The sequence below is a fragment of the Variovorax sp. PAMC26660 genome (assembly GCF_014302995.1).
In the GTDB taxonomy this organism is placed as follows: Bacteria; Pseudomonadota; Gammaproteobacteria; order Burkholderiales; family Burkholderiaceae_C; genus Variovorax.
Map to the genome: position 1 here is coordinate 5,954,212 of NZ_CP060295.1, position 15,837 is coordinate 5,970,048.

Annotated in this window: 14 protein-coding genes; all 14 read left to right on the forward strand. The window is 68.1% G+C overall.

Annotated elements, in window-relative coordinates:
* Positions 1-39 precede the first annotated feature (39 nt).
* The 14 genes from H7F35_RS28100 to H7F35_RS28165 all read left to right on the forward strand — a co-directional run bounded on the left by H7F35_RS28100 (position 40) and on the right by H7F35_RS28165 (position 15,775).
* Entirely contained in the window at positions 40-675 is a 636-nt protein-coding gene (locus H7F35_RS28100; protein ID WP_187109799.1) for a hypothetical protein, read from the forward strand.
* A gap of 229 nt (positions 676-904) precedes the next feature.
* Positions 905-1,717 (forward strand): class I SAM-dependent methyltransferase, encoded by an 813-nt coding sequence (locus H7F35_RS28105; RefSeq protein WP_187114438.1) that lies wholly within the window; start codon positions 905-907, stop codon positions 1,715-1,717.
* Positions 1,718-1,984: 267 nt separating this feature from the next.
* Positions 1,985-2,440, forward strand: a complete 456-nt coding sequence (gene gspG, locus H7F35_RS28110; RefSeq protein ID WP_187109800.1) for a type II secretion system major pseudopilin GspG — start codon at positions 1,985-1,987, stop codon at positions 2,438-2,440.
* A gap of 4 nt (positions 2,441-2,444) precedes the next feature.
* Entirely contained in the window at positions 2,445-3,470 is a 1,026-nt protein-coding gene (gene gspK, locus H7F35_RS28115) for a type II secretion system minor pseudopilin GspK (protein ID WP_187109801.1), read from the forward strand.
* The gene (gene gspL, locus H7F35_RS28120) at positions 3,467-4,657 is read left to right on the forward strand and encodes a type II secretion system protein GspL (RefSeq protein ID WP_187109802.1); all 1,191 of its coding nucleotides are present in this window, start codon (positions 3,467-3,469) and stop codon (positions 4,655-4,657) included. Before gspK ends, gspL begins: the two co-directional genes overlap by 4 nt.
* A gap of 20 nt (positions 4,658-4,677) precedes the next feature.
* Positions 4,678-5,259, forward strand: coding sequence for a type II secretion system protein GspM (gene gspM, locus H7F35_RS28125; protein WP_187109803.1), 582 nt, complete (start codon positions 4,678-4,680; stop codon positions 5,257-5,259).
* A 23-nt stretch (positions 5,260-5,282) separates the two neighbouring features.
* Complete coding sequence (gene gspD / locus H7F35_RS28130) at positions 5,283-7,910, forward strand: type II secretion system secretin GspD (protein WP_187109804.1); 2,628 nt, start codon at positions 5,283-5,285, stop codon at positions 7,908-7,910.
* A complete protein-coding gene (gene gspE / locus H7F35_RS28135; RefSeq protein WP_187109805.1) occupies positions 7,907-9,352 on the forward strand; it encodes a type II secretion system ATPase GspE in 1,446 nt (481 codons plus the stop codon). Before gspD ends, gspE begins: the two co-directional genes overlap by 4 nt.
* 14 nt (positions 9,353-9,366) lie before the next feature.
* Positions 9,367-10,572, forward strand: a complete 1,206-nt coding sequence (gspF, locus tag H7F35_RS28140) for a type II secretion system inner membrane protein GspF (RefSeq protein WP_187109806.1) — start codon at positions 9,367-9,369, stop codon at positions 10,570-10,572.
* Between the two features lie 212 nt (positions 10,573-10,784).
* The gene (locus H7F35_RS28145; protein ID WP_187109807.1) at positions 10,785-11,969 is read left to right on the forward strand and encodes a substrate-binding domain-containing protein; all 1,185 of its coding nucleotides are present in this window, start codon (positions 10,785-10,787) and stop codon (positions 11,967-11,969) included.
* 150 nt (positions 11,970-12,119) lie between these two features.
* Positions 12,120-13,313: a substrate-binding domain-containing protein gene (locus H7F35_RS28150; protein WP_187109808.1), complete on the forward strand. Its 1,194-nt coding sequence runs from the start codon at positions 12,120-12,122 to the stop codon at positions 13,311-13,313.
* A gap of 139 nt (positions 13,314-13,452) precedes the next feature.
* The gene (locus tag H7F35_RS28155) at positions 13,453-14,220 is read left to right on the forward strand and encodes an STN domain-containing protein (protein ID WP_187109809.1); all 768 of its coding nucleotides are present in this window, start codon (positions 13,453-13,455) and stop codon (positions 14,218-14,220) included.
* Positions 14,217-14,765 (forward strand): RNA polymerase sigma factor, encoded by a 549-nt coding sequence (locus H7F35_RS28160; protein WP_187109810.1) that lies wholly within the window; start codon positions 14,217-14,219, stop codon positions 14,763-14,765. The genes H7F35_RS28155 and H7F35_RS28160 overlap by 4 nt, the downstream gene beginning before the upstream one ends.
* Before the next feature lie 11 nt (positions 14,766-14,776).
* Positions 14,777-15,775 carry a FecR family protein gene (locus tag H7F35_RS28165; RefSeq protein WP_187109811.1) on the forward strand — a complete coding sequence of 333 codons (999 nt, stop codon included), beginning with the start codon at positions 14,777-14,779 and terminating at the stop codon, positions 15,773-15,775.
* Positions 15,776-15,837: the final 62 nt, after the last annotated feature.

Sequence of the window (15,837 nt, forward strand, 5' to 3'; positions counted from 1 at the left end):
TCGCTCCGCGACAGACACGAAAACAAAGAAGGATTCTTGATGATGGGCATTCTGAGAACTTTGCTGGCCTGCGCCATCTGCTCCCTGGGTCTCGGGTGTGCAGCCCCGCCGGAGGTTTCCAGCCTTCAAAAGGCGACATCGCCGCGCATCGTCAACCTTGAAGCCGACGCCTCGTACAAGTTCTCGGGAGCCTTTGGAAAAGAGGCCGAGGTCCATCTTTTGCCGGGAACATATCGCCTCGAGAAGGAAAACGCATCCGGTCAGTTCTATCTCGGAGATTTGCACTCGGTATGGTGGATGCTCGGCTCAGACCTGGCGCTTTTGAGAGGCGGTGTGTGGATGCCCACGGATTCATCGAAGTCGCCGCGCATTTACTTCTACTACGGCTATCAGGAGATCAGAGCAAAAACCCTGGCCGATGCTCTTTCGCAGAGGAGGGAGCTGGCGACAAAGGGGAGTCCGGTTCGCGATGGCAGTATCGATGCGGCGACAGCCGTCGCCCTCCAAAGCGCTCCACCGACGATGTCTCCTCTGCAAGCCGGCGTGGGAGCGGGGATCGCAGCCGGGCTTGTCGGCGCGCTCGCGGATTTCGACAGTCCTGTCCTTTATCAGCCACCGACGAATGAGCAATTCAAGACGGTGATTGATGGCGTTTTCCGCGCGCCACAGCCATAGAGGCATTGGTTTTTTCGACCCGGCCGGTCGAGCGTCCGTTTGCGGACGAATAAAGCAACCGGCAAGCATGATGGAGAAGACCACAGGACGACGTTGACGAGGGTGGCATGCAGGGTCACCATAGCGGATCGTCGCGAATGCCCAACTCGGCGGCGGACTCACTGGAGAGGCCAGGCCCGCTCTGGAATGGGTGGTCAAGGGCGCCGTTCAGAGCTTTCAAGGAGATCTCATAGCTGCAAGCGACAAGGTGTTCGCGGGCTCGATCCCGAAGTTCTACGACACGCTGATGGTCCCCCTGATCTTCGAGGCCTATGCCATCGACCTGGCGGAGCTTGTCGCTGCCTTCTCGCCCGGCTCGGTGCTTGAAACGGCGGCCGGCAGCGGCGTGGTCACGCGGGCGCTTGCGCCCAAACTCGGCGCCGACGCACGCTACGTGGTGACCGACCTCAACCAGGCCATGCTCGACTATGCCGTCACCCGGCAGGCATCCGACAGCCGCATCGAGTGGCGGCAGGCGGACGCGCTGGCCCTGCCGTTCGAAGCAGCCTCGTTCGACGTCGTCTGCTGCCAGTTCGGCGTGATGTTTTTTCCCAACCGGGTCGCCGGTTACGCCGAGGCGCGTCGCGTGCTGAGGCCAGGCGGGCGCTTTGTCTTCAATGTCTGGGACCGCATCGAAGAGAACGCCTTTGCCGACGACGTCACCAACGCCGTCGCCGCGGTGTTTCCGCACGACCCTCCGCGATTCCTCGCCCGCACGCCGCACGGCTATCACGATATCGCACTGATCCGCGAGGATTTGAGCCGCGCAGGGTTCACCGACATCGAGATCGAAACGCGCGAGAAGATGAGTCGCGCGCCCTCGGCACGCGAGGTGGCCACTGCCTATTGCCAGGGAACGCCGCTGCGCAACGAAATCGAGGCGCGCGACGCCAGCTTGCTTCAGCTCGCGACGGACCGCGCGACGGAGGCCATCGCCAGCCGCAGTGGCGAAGGCCCGGTGGCCGGCAAGATTCAGGCGCATGTGATCGTGGCGGCGGGATAGCGCAGCCCCGCCGCAAGGCTGTTGGCGCATTCGCCGACGCCGATCCCCTGTGCCGAGCCCAGGGCAAATTCAGTCGAACCGAACTCCTTCTCCCGGGGAGCCTTGGCTCCAAGGCCTCCAGGGGCTGGATGTCCGCGGCTGATGTGATGAACGCGCGTGACGACCGCCGACACCGAACTCCCGAGGATTTTCAATCTGACTGACATGCTGCGCTGCGAGGATCGTCTGCGTGAAAGCCCTTGATGTCCTTTGTTCCGGGAGTGGAAGATGGCCGCACGTTCAACCCGTTGTCGCGCAGGTCGGCGCTCCGTTTCCCCGCTGCAGCGCGGCTTTACCCTCATCGAACTGATGGTGGTGCTGGTCATCATCGGGGTGCTGGCCGCGCTCATCGTGCCCAGCCTGATGGACCGGCCCGACCAGGCCCGCGCCACCGCCGCCAGGCAGGACGTGGCCGCGATCATGCAGGCGCTGAAGCTCTATCGTCTGGACAACGGCGGCTACCCCAGCGGCGCGCAAGGCCTGCGCGCGCTGGTCGAAAAACCCACCGCCGGCAAGCCGCCGGCCAACTGGCGCACCTACCTGGAGCGCCTGCCCGCCGATCCCTGGGGCAATGCCTACCAATACCTGAACCCGGGCACCCACGGCGAGATCGACGTGTTTTCGCTGGGCGCCGATGGCGAGCCCGGCGGCGAGAAAGCCAACGCCGACATCGGCTCCTGGTAGCGCCATGCCCCACGAACCGGGGGGCGTGAAGGCGGGCGACTGTCCGTCTGCGCGAGAACACGAGCGCGGCATGGCGGTGGTGAGCGCATTGCTGATCGTCGCGGTGATCGCGGTGCTGGCGGCCAGCCTGCTGGGGCGGCAGTCGGCCTTCATCCGTACCACGCAGGGCGAGCAGTTCCGCGCGCAGGCCCGGTGGCTGCTGCGTGGCGAAGTGAGCCAGGCACAGCGCACGCTGCGTGCCGAGGCGGTGCGCGAGCCGACCACCCGGCTCGACGGGCTGTGGAACCAGTCTTTCTCGCGGCAGGGCTCGGGGCAGGTGGCAGCGGATGGAGGGCGGCTGGTCAGCGAGATCACGGACGAGCAGGGCAAGTTCAACCTGCGCAATCTGGTGGACCGGGGGCGCATCGACCCCGAAGAGGCCGAGGTGTTCACGCGCCTGTGCGCGCTGGTGGGCGTGCCCGCGCCGCAGGCGCAGTCGATCATGCGGCGCGTGGTCGTGAGCCTGGGCGACGCGGATGTGCAATCGTCCGGCACCGTGCCGGACGCCGTCCGCGCGCAGGCGGCCAAGCTCGCCGAAAGCCTCGGCCTGCCGGCGGAGCTGCCGCGCACCGCACAGGCGCCCCGGCTGCGCGCGCTGGAAGACCTGCTGGCCGTGCCCGGCGTGGACGCCAGCGTGCTCGCAAGGCTGACGCCCTTCGTGACCGTGCTGCCTGAGCGCACCTGGATCAACTCGAACACCGCGAGCCCGGAAGTCGTGGCCTCTGGCGTGCCGGGGCTTTCGCTGGAGCGCGCCCGCGCCTTGCTGGCGGCGCGCGACAAGGGCCAGTGGTTCATCAACCGTGGCGACTTCACCCAGCGCCTGCGCATGCCGGAGCAAGACCTGGCCGAGCTGCGCATAGGCATCACCAGCAACTGGTTTCGCGTGGCGAGCGTGCTCGACACCGTGCGCACGAAGTTCGTGCTGACGGTCCTGCTGCATGACGACAAGCGTTCGCTGCCGCGCGTGGTGTGGCTGCGGGAGGGCGTGTGAAGGTCGACCTGCTGCGCCTGATGCTGCCGCCGTGGACGGGCTGCGATGCGCCCGATGTTGCCGTGCGCTGCGGCTACCGCCAGCCCGATGGGCGCTGGCGCGATGGCGGCGTGCAAACGCTGTCGGCCATCGCCGCAGACTTCAGCGCGAGGCGGCTCGAAGTTGCCCTGCATCCCGGCGACGTGCCGATGGCCGCGTTCACGCTGCCACCGCTGTCGGGCCGGCGCCTGCAGGCGGCGGTGCGGGGCGCCATCGAGCCTTGTGCGCTGCAGCCGTTGGACAGCCTTGTGATCGGCTTCGGCCCGCGCGGGGCAGACGGCGTGGTGCCCGCCGCATGGATCGCGCGCCACGCAATGAACGGCTGGCTCGCGTTGCTGCGAAAACACGGGCTGGCGGTGCGCGAGCTGCAACTCCCCGCCGCCTTCCTGCCGTGCCCGGTGGAGGGTTGGGTCGCGTGCCAGATCGACCGCTGGCTCGTGGTCCGCACCGGGCCGAGCCACGGTTTCACGCAGTGGCTGCCTGAAGGCACGGACCGCACGGCTGGCCTCACGGCAGCGCAAGCGGACAGCGATGCGGCGCTCCCGGCCGTGCAGTGGGCCGGTGACGGCGATCCGGCCGAAGGCTGGTCGGGCGACGGCTGGCGCTGGGCGCTGTCGGCGGGCAACGCGGGGTCTGGCGGAGTTGGCGCAGCGCTGGTCGGGCCAGCGGTCGGCTGGGGTGTCGTCGCCGTTGCCGTGTGGCTGACCGGCTTGAATGTCTACGCGAACCAACTGGCGTCGCAAGGGCAGACGCTGAAGCGCCAGATGGCGGCGCGCGTGAAGGCGGCCTTTCCGGAAGTGCCGGTGGTCGTCGATCCGGTGAAGCAGGCGAAGCAGCAGAAAGAGGCGATCGCGGCCGGCGTGGTGCCGTCGGTCTCCGGCGATGCCACGGGTCTCATGCGCGCGGCCGCGGGCTTGCTGGCGCAGACCGCGCCCGGACAGGTGCAAGGGCTGCGCTATGCGGCGGGCGAGCTGCGTGTCCGCTGGCGTGAGGGCGCCGCGCCGGGTGCGGAGGCATGGCACGCCCTGCAGGCGAAGGCCACCGAACAAGGGCTGGCCGTTCAAAGCGACACGGATGGCATGCGCGTGACCGTGGCAAGCAGCGCACCCATGGCTGACAGCGCCACCGTCAAGAAAGGCGCGCCGTGATCCTAGACCGCCTGCGCCCGATGCTTCGTCGCCTGGCCCCGGCACGGCAATGGATGAGGGAAGGCTCGACCCGATGGCAAGCGTTGTCAGCACGCGACCGTCTCGCCGTCGGCGGCGCAGCCCTCGTGATGACGCTCGCCGTGCTGTGGCTGGCCTTCGCGAAGCCGGCGCTGGAGAACATCACGCGCTGGCAGCACGACCTGCCAAAACTGCGCGCGCAATCCGCCGAACTCGATCAGGTGCTCTCGGATGTGCCCACCGCGCAACCTGTTGCCGGCGCAAGCGAGTCGCCGCAGGCCAGCCTGGACCGCGTGGGCCTGCAAGGTCTCTACCGCATCGATGTGATCGTGGCCGATGCACCCCCAACCACCGGCAAGGCGCCACCAGCAAAGGCATGGCGGATCGAGTTCGTCAAGCCCGTTGCCGCCGCAAGACTCTTCCCCTGGTTGCGGGCAGTGTCTGCCCGCACCGACATCGAACTCATCGGCGCTGTGCTCGACCGCACGGACGGCGCCGCCGCAGACCCTGCCGCCGGCCCGCAAGGGCATGTGCGCGGCGTGGTGGACCTGCAGTCCACCGCACTCTACAAGGATGGCCCGTGATACGAGAGCTGAAGGGCGCAGTAATGCGCCGATGGACCGTGGCCTGTTGCATCGGCATGGCAGCCTTGCCGTTGAGTGCGGCCGGCGCGACAACCAGCGCACCTGCGCCCGCGGCCCGTGTCGCGGACCGCGCACCCGCGCCGCAACCCGCCCGCAGCGGCAAGGACGAGAAGGTGGTCCTGAACTTCATCGATGCGGACATCACCTCCGTGGTCTCGGCGCTGGCCCGGTTCCTGGGCCGCAACTTCCTGTTCGACCCGCGCGTGAAAGGGCAGATCACGCTGGTCTCCGAAGGCGAGGTGCCTGCGGCCACGGCCTACGGCATGCTGGCATCGGCGCTGCGCATGCGCGGCTTTGCGATCGTCGACGTGGGCGAGGTCAGCCGCGTCGTGCCCGTGGCGGACGCCAAGATGCAGGGCGGTTCGGTCAACACGCGCAACCCCGGCGGCGGGCTGGCCACGCGCACCTTCCGGCTGAACTACGAGAACGCCGAGGCGATGGTGCCGGTGCTCAAGCCGCTGATTGCGGCCGAGAACACCATCACTGCCTACCAGGCCAACAACACGCTGGTGGTGACCGACTACATCGACAACCTCGAACGGCTGGCCCGCATCATCGAGAGCATCGACACGCCGACCTCGCTGGACTCGGAAGTCATCAAGCTGAAGAACGGCGTGGCGGTGGACATCGCCGGGCTCGCCACCGAACTGCTGGAAGGCAGCGGCGACAAGGGCAAGCGCGACATCGTGGTGCTGGCCGATCCGCGCTCCAACAGCATCGTCATCCGCTCCAGCAGCCCGGGGCGAACCTCACTGGCCCGCGAGTTGGTCGCCAAGCTCGAAAGCGTGCAGAGCGATCCGGGCAACCTGCACGTGGTCTATCTGCGCAATGCGCAGGCGGTGCATCTGTCGGGCGTGCTGCGCGGGCTGCTCACGGGTGAGTCGCCGGACCCGGCCACCAGCGGCAGCGGTTCGGTGCGCGCGGCGCTGGGCGCGGGCGGCATGCTCGGCGGTGCCGGGGGCGCGAACGGTGCGGGCAATGGCGCCGCAAACAGCAGCGCCGCAAGCCGGAGCACCGGCGGTGCAAGTGGCACGACCGGCAGCAGCGGCAGCAGCAGCTCGACGGGTGGCGGCCTGCGCGGCGTCAGCGGCGCGGGTGGCTCCGGCAGCCAGACCGGCGCAGCGGGTGGTGGCAGCGGCTCCGCCGCCTTCTCGGCCGGCGGCGTCACCGTGCAGGCCGACGCCTCCACCAACACGCTGATCATTGCCGCGCCCGAGCCCATGTACCGCAGCCTGCGCCGCGTGATCGACACGCTGGACCAGCGGCGCGCGCAGGTGCTGGTCGAAAGCCTGATCGTCGAAGTGACCGAGACCGATGCTTCGGAGCTGGGCATTCAGTGGATGGCCGGCGGCGGCAACGGGCGTGGGGTGCGCGCAGGCACGAATTTCGGCGGCGCCACGCTCAACCCGAACGCGCGCAACACCATCGAGGCCATGCCGCGCGGCCTGAACATCGGCATCGTCGACGGCACCGTCAACCTGCCGGGCGTGGGCGAGATCCTCAACCTCAAGCTGCTGGCGCGCGCGCTGCAGACCAAGGGCGGCGCCAACATCCTGTCGACGCCCAACATCCTCACGCTGGACAACGAAGCGGCCTCGATCATGGTGGGCAAGACCGTGCCCTTCGTGAGCGGTCAATACATCACCAACGGCAACAGCAGCACCAACCCCTTCCAGACCATCCAGCGCGAGGACATCGGCCTGAAGCTGAACATCAGGCCGCAGATTTCCGAAGGCGGCACGGTCAAGCTCGACATCTACCAGGAGGTCTCGAGCATCGACGACCAGGCATCCAGCGCGGCCAGCGGCATCGTCACGAACAAGCGGGCGCTCGACACCAGCATCCTGGTCGACGACGGCCAGATCATGGTGCTCGGTGGGCTGATGGAGGACAACGTCACCAACGGCACCGACGCCGTGCCGGGCTTGGGCTCGCTGCCGGTGCTGGGCAACCTGTTTCGCTACGACAAGCGCCAGCGGGTCAAGACCAACCTGATGATCTTCCTGCGGCCCTACGTGATTCGCGATGCCGACGCGAGCCGCAACCTCACGCTCGACCGCTACAACTTCATGCGCGCGCGGCAGGGACGCTCGCGGCCGATGCCCCACGGCCTGCTGCCCGATCTCGGCGGACCCGCCTTGCCCCCGTCGGACGTGCCCACGGCAGGCCGCACACCCGAGGTCGACCTGCGTCCGCAGAACTGGGAGCGCACACGCGAGCAGGCACCGCCGCCCACCGCGTCGGCCAGCCAGACGCGGCAGATGCCGGCGGAACTGGCCCCGCCGCCACCGGTGACGCGCTCGCAGCTGCCTCGGGGCGTGACGGTGGATTCGGACCCCGCCGCGCTCTATGGAGGCGCCAACGACAAGCTCGCCGTGGTGCAGATCGCCGACGCCAAGGACGAACAGGATGCGGTGCGCATCGTCAAGCGGGTGCGCATCAGCGGCATTGGCGCCTACATCGTGGGCGGGCCGGGCGGGGAGGGCAACATGGTGCGCGCAGACGTTCCGCGCGATCCGCAGTCGGTGGACAACGCCATCACCGTGCTGCGCGAACTCGGCTACCGGCCGGAGATGGTGGTGGCGCCATGAGCGCTGTGTTGCAAGCCACCACGCTGCCGCATGCGTGGGCGCGCAGCCAGCGCCTCATCGTGCAGCACGACGATGGCGGCGTGCCGACGCTCCTCGTGTGCCAGCGCACGCCGGGCTGGGCCATCGTCGAGGCGCGCCTGCTGCTGGGCGAACTGCCGCTGCGCCAGGTCGGCCCGCAGGAGATGGACGCGCTGTTGGGCAACAGCTATGCCGATGCCGACGACGCCGCATCGGTGGTCGGCGCGGTGGAGCAGCAGGTCGACCTCGACCGCCTGATGCAGGACATTCCCGCCGTCACCGACCTGCTCGACGCGCAGGACGACGCGCCCGTCATCCGCATGATCAACGCGCTGCTGGCCCAGGCCGCGCGCGATGGCGCCAGCGACGTGCACCTCGAATCCTTCGAGACCCATTCAGTGGTGCGCTACCGCGTCGACGGCACGCTGCGCGACGTGGTGGCGCCGCGCAAGGCGCTGCATGCGGCGCTGATCTCGCGCATCAAGATCATGTCGCAGCTCGACATCGCCGAAAAGCGCCTGCCGCAAGACGGGCGCATCACGCTGCGTGTGGGCGGCCGTCCGATCGACGTGCGCGTGTCCACCGTACCGACCGCGCACGGCGAGCGCGCCGTGCTGCGCCTGCTCGAAAAAGATGCCGGCCGCCTGCGGCTCGAACGCCTGGGCATGGCGCCCGACACGCTGGCCGAACTCACGCGGCTGGTGCGCCAGCCGCACGGCATCGTGCTCGTGACCGGCCCCACCGGCAGCGGCAAGACCACCACGCTGTATGCGGCGCTGGGGCAGCTCGACCTGAGCACCAGCAACATCCTCACCGTCGAAGACCCGGTCGAATACGACCTGTCGGGCATCGGCCAGATTCCCGTGCACAGCAAGATCGGCATGACCTTCGGCGCGGCCTTGCGCGCGGCGCTGCGGCAAGACCCGGACAACATCATGATCGGCGAGATCCGCGACCTGGAGACCGCGCAGATCGCGGTGCAGTCCTCGCTCACCGGGCATGGCGTGCTGGCCTCGCTGCACACCAACGATGCCGTCTCCGCCGTCACCCGCATGAGCGACATGGGCATCGAGCCCTTCCTGCTGTCCTCTTCGCTGCTGGGCGTGCTCGCGCAGCGGCTGGTGCGCTGCCTGTGCCCCGCATGCAAGGTGCAGCAGACCAAACCCGACGGCAGCGTGGCCTGGGTGCCGGTGGGCTGCCCGGCCTGCGGACATTCGGGCTTCAAGGGGCGCACCGGCATCCACGAACTGTTCGTGGTGCATGAAGACATCCGGCGCCTGATCCACGAAGGCGGCGACGAACAGGCCATGCGCGCCGCGGCGGTGCGGCACGGCATGCGCTCCATGCGCGAAGACGGGCAGCGCTGGGTGCGCGAAGGCATCACCACCGCCGAGGAGATCCTGCGCGTGACGCGCGACGCCTGAGGAGGCTGCACGACATGGCACGTTTCGAGTTCGAGGCCGCCACTGCCGGCGGCGAGATCCAGCGCGGCACCACCGAGGGCGAGTCCGCGCGGTCGGTGCGTGCGCAACTGCGCGAGCGCGGCCTCACGCCGCTGGACATCCGCGAGAAGGCGGCCAGCGGCGGTGCGCTCGCATGGCTGAGCCCCAAGCTCGGCGCGGCCGACCTGTGCTGGGCCACGCGCGAACTGTCGAGCCTGCTGGGCGCGCGCCTGCCGCTGGAAGCCGCATTGGTCGCGACCATCGAGCAGGCCGAGCGCAAGCACATGGCCGACTCATTGAGCGCCGTGTGCGACAGCGTGCGCGCCGGCATGCGACTGGCCGATGCGCTGGGCGAGCGGCCGCGCGACTTTCCGCAGATATACCGCGCACTGGTGAGCGCGGGCGAAGACTCGGGCGATCTCGCACGCGTGATGGAGCGGCTGGCCGACTACCTGGAGAACCGCGACAACCTGCGCGGCAAGGTGCTCACCGCTTTCATCTACCCGGCCATCGTCGGCTTCGTGTCGCTGTGCATCGTCGTGTTCCTGCTGGGGTATGTGGTGCCGCAGGTCATCGGCGCCTTTGCCCAGGCGAGGCAAGAGCTGCCGGCCATCACCCGCTTCATGCTGGCCGCGAGCGCCTTCGTGCGCGAATGGGGCTGGCTCACTGCCGGGCTGATCGTGGGCGCATGGGTGCTGGCTCGCGCGTCGCTGCGCGATGCGGGGCGGCGATTGCGCTGGCACGGTTTGATATTGCGCATGCCGATGGTGGGGCGCTATGCACTGGGCGTGGACACCGCGCGCTTCGCGTCCACGCTGTCGATCCTCATGGATGCTGGCGTGCCGTTGCTGCGCGCACTCGAGGCCGCGCGGCAGACCTTGGTGAACGAATGGCTCAAGCGCTGCGTGCTCGAAGCCACCGGCCGCGTGAAAGAGGGCACGCCGCTCGCGGCGGCACTGAAGGCGCAAAAGATTTTTCCGTCGAACCTCGTGCACCTGGTGGCCAGCGGCGAGAAGACGGGTGCGCTCGCGGCCATGTTCGAGCGTGCCGCGCTGAACCTCTCCCGTGACCTGGAGCGCCGCGCGATGCGCCTGACCACCTTGCTGGAGCCCGTGATGATCCTTGCGATGGGCGGCGTGGTCATGCTGATCGTGCTCGCCGTGCTCATGCCGATCATGGAAATCAACCAGATGGTGCATTGAATCTTCGGGAGCATCGCGCGAAAAAAGCGCGATGAATCCGGGAGCTTTCAGCGCGGTGTTCCCGAGCTTTTTTCGGGCTGTTGTCACCTCCCAAAAGCAAGATCAAAGGCGTCGCCAGAGGGGCGACGCAGGAAGCGAAAGGGCAGGCGAACCACACAAACAACGCCTGTCCTTGGTAGCTCATTTCTTTTGGTCCATTCAAAGGAGTTTCCATGAATGCAAAGTTCAAGACGGTCGCCCTGTCGGCCGTGATGATGGCGGGTTTGATGGCTGCCGGTGCCGTGTCGGCGCAGACCGCTGTTGGCGGTGGCGCAACCTTGCCCGAGGCCCTGTACAAGGATCTTCTCCCCAGCGGCGTGGGCCTCACGGACTACACCTACACCGGCACGGGCAGCGGCGCCGGCAAGAAGGCATTCCTGAACAACAACCCGCAAGCCACGAGCGGCAGCGAGTTCCGTGACGAGAGCCAATCGACCCGTCCGATCTGGCCGACGACCCAGTCGGTGCATTTCGCCGGCAGCGATTCCGCGCTGACCCAGGCCGAGCTGGATGCCTACAACCCCGCCCACCTCAGCGGCTGGGGTCCGGTGATCCAGGTGACCGGCGTGGGCACGGCAGTGCTGGTTCCCTACAAGCGTTCAGGCATCGCCAACCTCAACCTGACCGACGCACAGATGTGCGCCGTCTTCTCGAACAAGACCGGCGGCCAGACCTGGGGCCAACTGCGCGGCACCAGCGACACCACGACCGTCAAGGTGATCTATCGCACCGAAACCAGCGGCACCACCGAGCTGCTGAGCCGCTATCTGAAGGCCGCTTGCCCCACCTCCAACTTCACGATCTCGAACAGCTTCGCGACCGTGGTCGGCACCGCGCTCACGGGCGGCACGATTCCCGCTCACTGGGTCGGCGCGACGGGCAGCGACGGCGTGAAAGCCGCCCTGACCACCGACAGCCGCCTCGGCTACCTGAGCCCCGATCCGGCCTACACGGGCAGCAGCAACGCAGTCGTTGCCCGCGTCAACGGCAACCTGCCGACCGCCGCCTCGATCCAGACGGCTCTCGGCGCGCAATCGCTGCCGCTGACCGGCGATGCCACCAAGCCGCTGAACTGGGTTCCCGCGTACGTGAAGCCGACCCCGGCCACCGGTACGGGTTCGGTCTACCCGATCTTCGGCACGACCAACCTGCTGGTGAACCAGTGCTACGCGAACGCCGGCGCACAAGCCAAGGTCCTGGACTTCCTGACGCGCCTGTATGACACCGACGTCGAGCCGCACAACTTCGTCAACGTCCCGGCTGCCTGGAAGACCGCGATCACCAACAACTTCCTGACGGCGAGCAGCAACCTGGGCATTGGCAACACCAACGTCTGCAACGGCATCGGCCGTCCGTAAGCGACGGGTCGAGCGGTAGCCGCTCGCCTGAACCTGACGCACCACGGTGCACCGGGTTCCGGACCCGCCTCGAGGCGACGGGTTGTGCCGCATGCGGTGCGACCCTGGCCCTCGAGGCTTTTTCCTGTCCATGCGACCCAAGGAGCTTCCATGCGTGCAAAGCACAAGATGGCTGCGTTCGTGTGCGCGGCCGCGACAGGGGTGGCGGGCCTGCTGGCGTGCGCCACGGCCCATGCGCAGATGGCCGTCGGTGGCGGTTCGGTGCTGCCCAAGGCCACCTACGACCAGCTGATGCCCAGCGGCGTGGGCTTTACCTATTTCAGCTGCACCGGCATTGGCAGCGCAGCCGGAAAGACGGCTTTCTTCAACAACGATGCGACGGCCTTCAGGAATGAGTCGCTGGCCACGCGTCCCGCTTGGCCACTCACGCAATCGGTGCACTTCGCCGACAGCGATTTCACGCTGACCGCACCGGAAGTCTCGAACAACAACGTCGCCCACCTGGCGGCCTGGGGCCGCATGGTCCAGATGCCCGCGCTCGCCGTGCCGGTGCTGGTTCCCTACAAGCGCGCCGGCATCAGCAACCTCGATCTGTCCGACGCGCAGATGTGCGCCGTTTTCTCCCACAGAGCGGGCGGCATGACCTGGGGCCAGGTGCTCGGCACCAGCGACACCAGCACGATCAAGCTGGTCTATCGCACCGACGGCAGTGGCGCCACCGAATGGCTGAGCCGCTATCTGGTCGCGGCCTGTCCGGGTGCGGGCTTCGCGGTGTCGGGCAATTTCGCGGCCGTGGTGGCCGGCGCGGTTGCGGGCGGCCTCATTCCCTCGCACTGGGTCGGCGCGGCCGGCGACAGCGCGATGGCTGCATCGTTCGGCACCGATGGGCGCATCGGCTACCTGACGCCGGATGCGGTCTTCACGGGCACCAGCAACGCGGTCGTCGCGAAGGTCAACGGCCTGCTGCCGGTCGCGACATCGATCCAGGCGGCGCTCGCGGTCCAGGCACTGCCGGGCGTGGGCACTGCCGCCGCGGGCAACCTGCTCGCGTGGGTGCCGCCCTATGCGAAGCCGGTGCCGGCCACGGGCGCCGGCGCCACCTATCCGATCTTCGGTACTACCCAGTTGCTGCTGGGCCAGTGCTATCGCGACCTGGCGGTACAGACGAAGCTCCGGAGTTTCCTGGCCGGCTTCTACGGCACCACGAGCTTCGGCGACGGCCTGATCGCGCTGCCGGCTGCGTGGCGGACGGCCATTGCGAACACCTTCCTGGACATCAACAACCCGCTGGGCATCGGCAACGTCAACGTCTGCAACGGCATCGGGCGGCCGCTGCAGAACTGAATGACATAAGCACACATGTGTGTAACGAATGTCATGGGAACGTCACTACGCCGGACTAACGTAACCCCGGTGTGTAGGGCACACCCGGGTGTGCGGTCTGGCAGACGCGGCAACTCAGGAACATGTGCGTCAACACGGTATGGCAGCGAATTCGGCATCGGTCAGTGTGCTGGCACTGACGTGGTGTCTGGCCGGTGCGGCCGCGTTGTTCGCCGTGCGCGGCGTACATGCCCAGCCGCAAGAACAACAACAGCCTTCGGTGCCGGCCTTGCAGGCGGCGCCGGTGGCGCAGATCGAATTCGACATCACGGCCCAGCGTCTGGGCGATGCCATCGAGGCCTTCAGCAAGGCGACGGGGCTGGACATCTTGATCGATGGCGAGCAGGCGCAGCGTTCTTCGAGCGCGGTGCGGGGCACGCTGACTGCAATGGAGGCACTGGAGGCAATGCTGTCAGGAACTGGTCTGGAGGCGCGCTACGCGAACGCAGGCTCGATCGTGATCCGTGCGGCGCGCACGCCCGGCGTCGCGACGCGCGCGGCGGGAGGCGAGGCAATGGCCATCGAGGAGTCGGGCTTCAGCACGGGAGACGCCGCGCACCGCTCGTATGCCGCCCAGGTGCAGCAGGCGCTGCGCGGCAGCCTGTGCGAATCGGCGCAGACACGGCCCGGTGGCTATCGGCTCGCGCTTCAGTTGCGCCTGGATGCGCAAGGCGCGGTGGAGCGCTTCCGGCTGCTGAGCACGACCGGCGAGTCGGCGCGCGATGCGGCGGTCCAGCGCAAGGTGCGCGGCCTCGCGGTCGGTGTGCCGCCGCCGCCTTCGCTGCCGCAGCCGCTGGTGATCCTGCTGCTGCCCGAAGGGCCGGGCGCGGAATCGGACTGCGGCAGCACCACCGTGCGCGCACCATGAACGACAACCTTTCGTCCTCGCTGCGCGCGCGCATGGTCGCGCGCTATACCGAGCTGCGCGGCAAGCTCGAACGCATCGTCGGTTCGCGCGACGACGCTGCCGATGCCATGCAGGAAACCTGGCTGCGGCTGGCCGCGATGGGCGAGGGCGCCACCGTGCACAACCCCGACGCCTACCTGCTGCGCATGGCCGCCAACATCGCGACCGACCAGTACCGCCAGGACAACGTGCTGCTGGTGCGCGGCGAGATCGCCGAGCTGGTGCACATCGTCGACGAGGCCACCGACCCCGAGCGCGTTGCGAGTGCACGCAGCGACGTGCAGGCGCTGAGCCAGGTGCTCAACCGCATGCCGGCGCGACGCCGCGCGATCCTGGTGGCGGCGCGGGTCGAGGGCCAGCTCAACAGCGAGATCGCCAGGCACCTCGATGTGTCGGTGAGTACGGTCGAGAAGGAACTTCGCGCGGCGCTGGAGTTCTGCAAGAAGCACCTGCCGAATGTCGAGGCGGCGCAACGCGGCCACTATGCCGGTGCGAGAAAATACTGATGATCGCCATCATGTCTTCCCCTGAAACCGAACCCGGCATGCTTCGCCGCCAGGCCGACGCCTGGTGGGTGCGGCTGCATTCGGGCCAGGCGACCCGCGCCGATGCCCAGGCATTCCGGCAATGGGCCACGCGCAGCAAGGAACACGCCCAGGCCTGGCGCGACGTGATGCGCACCTGGACCGCACTCGATCCGCTGCTGGCCGAGGAAGCACGGCGCCAGGCTTCGCGCGCCGGCGCCTTCTCATTGGCATGGCCTTCCATCAACGGGCTGTCGCAGGCGCTGCATTCGCCCGGTCGCCGCGCCTTCTTTGGCGGTGCGGTCGCGGCCTCGGTGGCCGCTGGCGTGCTGATGGTCGAGCCACCGCTCGGGTTGTGGCCTTCGGTCGGCGAGCTGACGGCCGACTACCGCACCGCCACCGGCGAGCAGCGTCAGGTGGCGCTCGGCCAGAGCGTCAACATCAGCATGAACACGCAGACGCTCATCAACCGCAAGGCCGGTGCCGAGAGCGGCGGCATGGAGCTGGTGAGCGGCGAAGCCGAGATCCAGGCGAAGGGCCCCGACGATTTCTTCATCGAGGCCGGCGGTGGCCGCATGCAGGCGCGCACCGCGCGCATCAACGTGCGCTACACCGGCCCGCAGGTCTGCGTGACCTGCCTCGATGGCCGCGTGTCGGTGTCGGTGGCCGGGCAGCAGCGCTCGCTCGAAGCCGGTCGCCAGTTGGTCTACGACCGTGCGGGCATGCAGGAAACAGAGCGCGCCGACCTGGCGCGCGTGAGCACCTGGCGCAGCGGCACGCTGTCCTTCGACCAGACGCCGCTGGCCGAGGTGATCGCCGAGATCAACCGCTATCGCCCCGGCCGGATCATCCTGCGCAACGAGGGGCTGGCCCGCACGCCGGTGCGGATGCAGGTGGCGCTGCGCAGCATCGACAACGCGCCGGTGATGATCCGCGAGCTGTATGGCGCGAGGCTGCGCAACCTGCCCGGCGGCATCGTGCTGCTGAGCTGATGCCGCGCATCGCGTCATTGCTGCCTTCCCGCAAAAAATAATTTACGGGTTGTCCTCCACAG

What these genes read in the sequence shown, in the direction of transcription:
- H7F35_RS28100 (WP_187109799.1), top strand. Translation starts at nt 40, where the DNA reads ATGATGGGCATTCTGAGAACTTTGCTGGCCTGCGCCATCTGCTCCCTG.
- gspG (WP_187109800.1), top strand. Translation starts at nt 1,985, where the DNA reads ATGGCCGCACGTTCAACCCGTTGTCGCGCAGGTCGGCGCTCCGTTTCC.
- gspK (WP_187109801.1), top strand. Translation starts at nt 2,445, where the DNA reads ATGCCCCACGAACCGGGGGGCGTGAAGGCGGGCGACTGTCCGTCTGCG.
- gspM (WP_187109803.1), top strand. Translation starts at nt 4,678, where the DNA reads ATGCTTCGTCGCCTGGCCCCGGCACGGCAATGGATGAGGGAAGGCTCG.
- gspD (WP_187109804.1), top strand. Translation starts at nt 5,283, where the DNA reads ATGCGCCGATGGACCGTGGCCTGTTGCATCGGCATGGCAGCCTTGCCG.
- gspE (WP_187109805.1), top strand. Translation starts at nt 7,907, where the DNA reads ATGAGCGCTGTGTTGCAAGCCACCACGCTGCCGCATGCGTGGGCGCGC.
- gspF (WP_187109806.1), top strand. Translation starts at nt 9,367, where the DNA reads ATGGCACGTTTCGAGTTCGAGGCCGCCACTGCCGGCGGCGAGATCCAG.
- H7F35_RS28145 (WP_187109807.1), top strand. Translation starts at nt 10,785, where the DNA reads ATGAATGCAAAGTTCAAGACGGTCGCCCTGTCGGCCGTGATGATGGCG.
- H7F35_RS28150 (WP_187109808.1), top strand. Translation starts at nt 12,120, where the DNA reads ATGCGTGCAAAGCACAAGATGGCTGCGTTCGTGTGCGCGGCCGCGACA.
- H7F35_RS28155 (WP_187109809.1), top strand. Translation starts at nt 13,453, where the DNA reads ATGGCAGCGAATTCGGCATCGGTCAGTGTGCTGGCACTGACGTGGTGT.
- H7F35_RS28160 (WP_187109810.1), top strand. Translation starts at nt 14,217, where the DNA reads ATGAACGACAACCTTTCGTCCTCGCTGCGCGCGCGCATGGTCGCGCGC.
- H7F35_RS28165 (WP_187109811.1), top strand. Translation starts at nt 14,777, where the DNA reads ATGTCTTCCCCTGAAACCGAACCCGGCATGCTTCGCCGCCAGGCCGAC.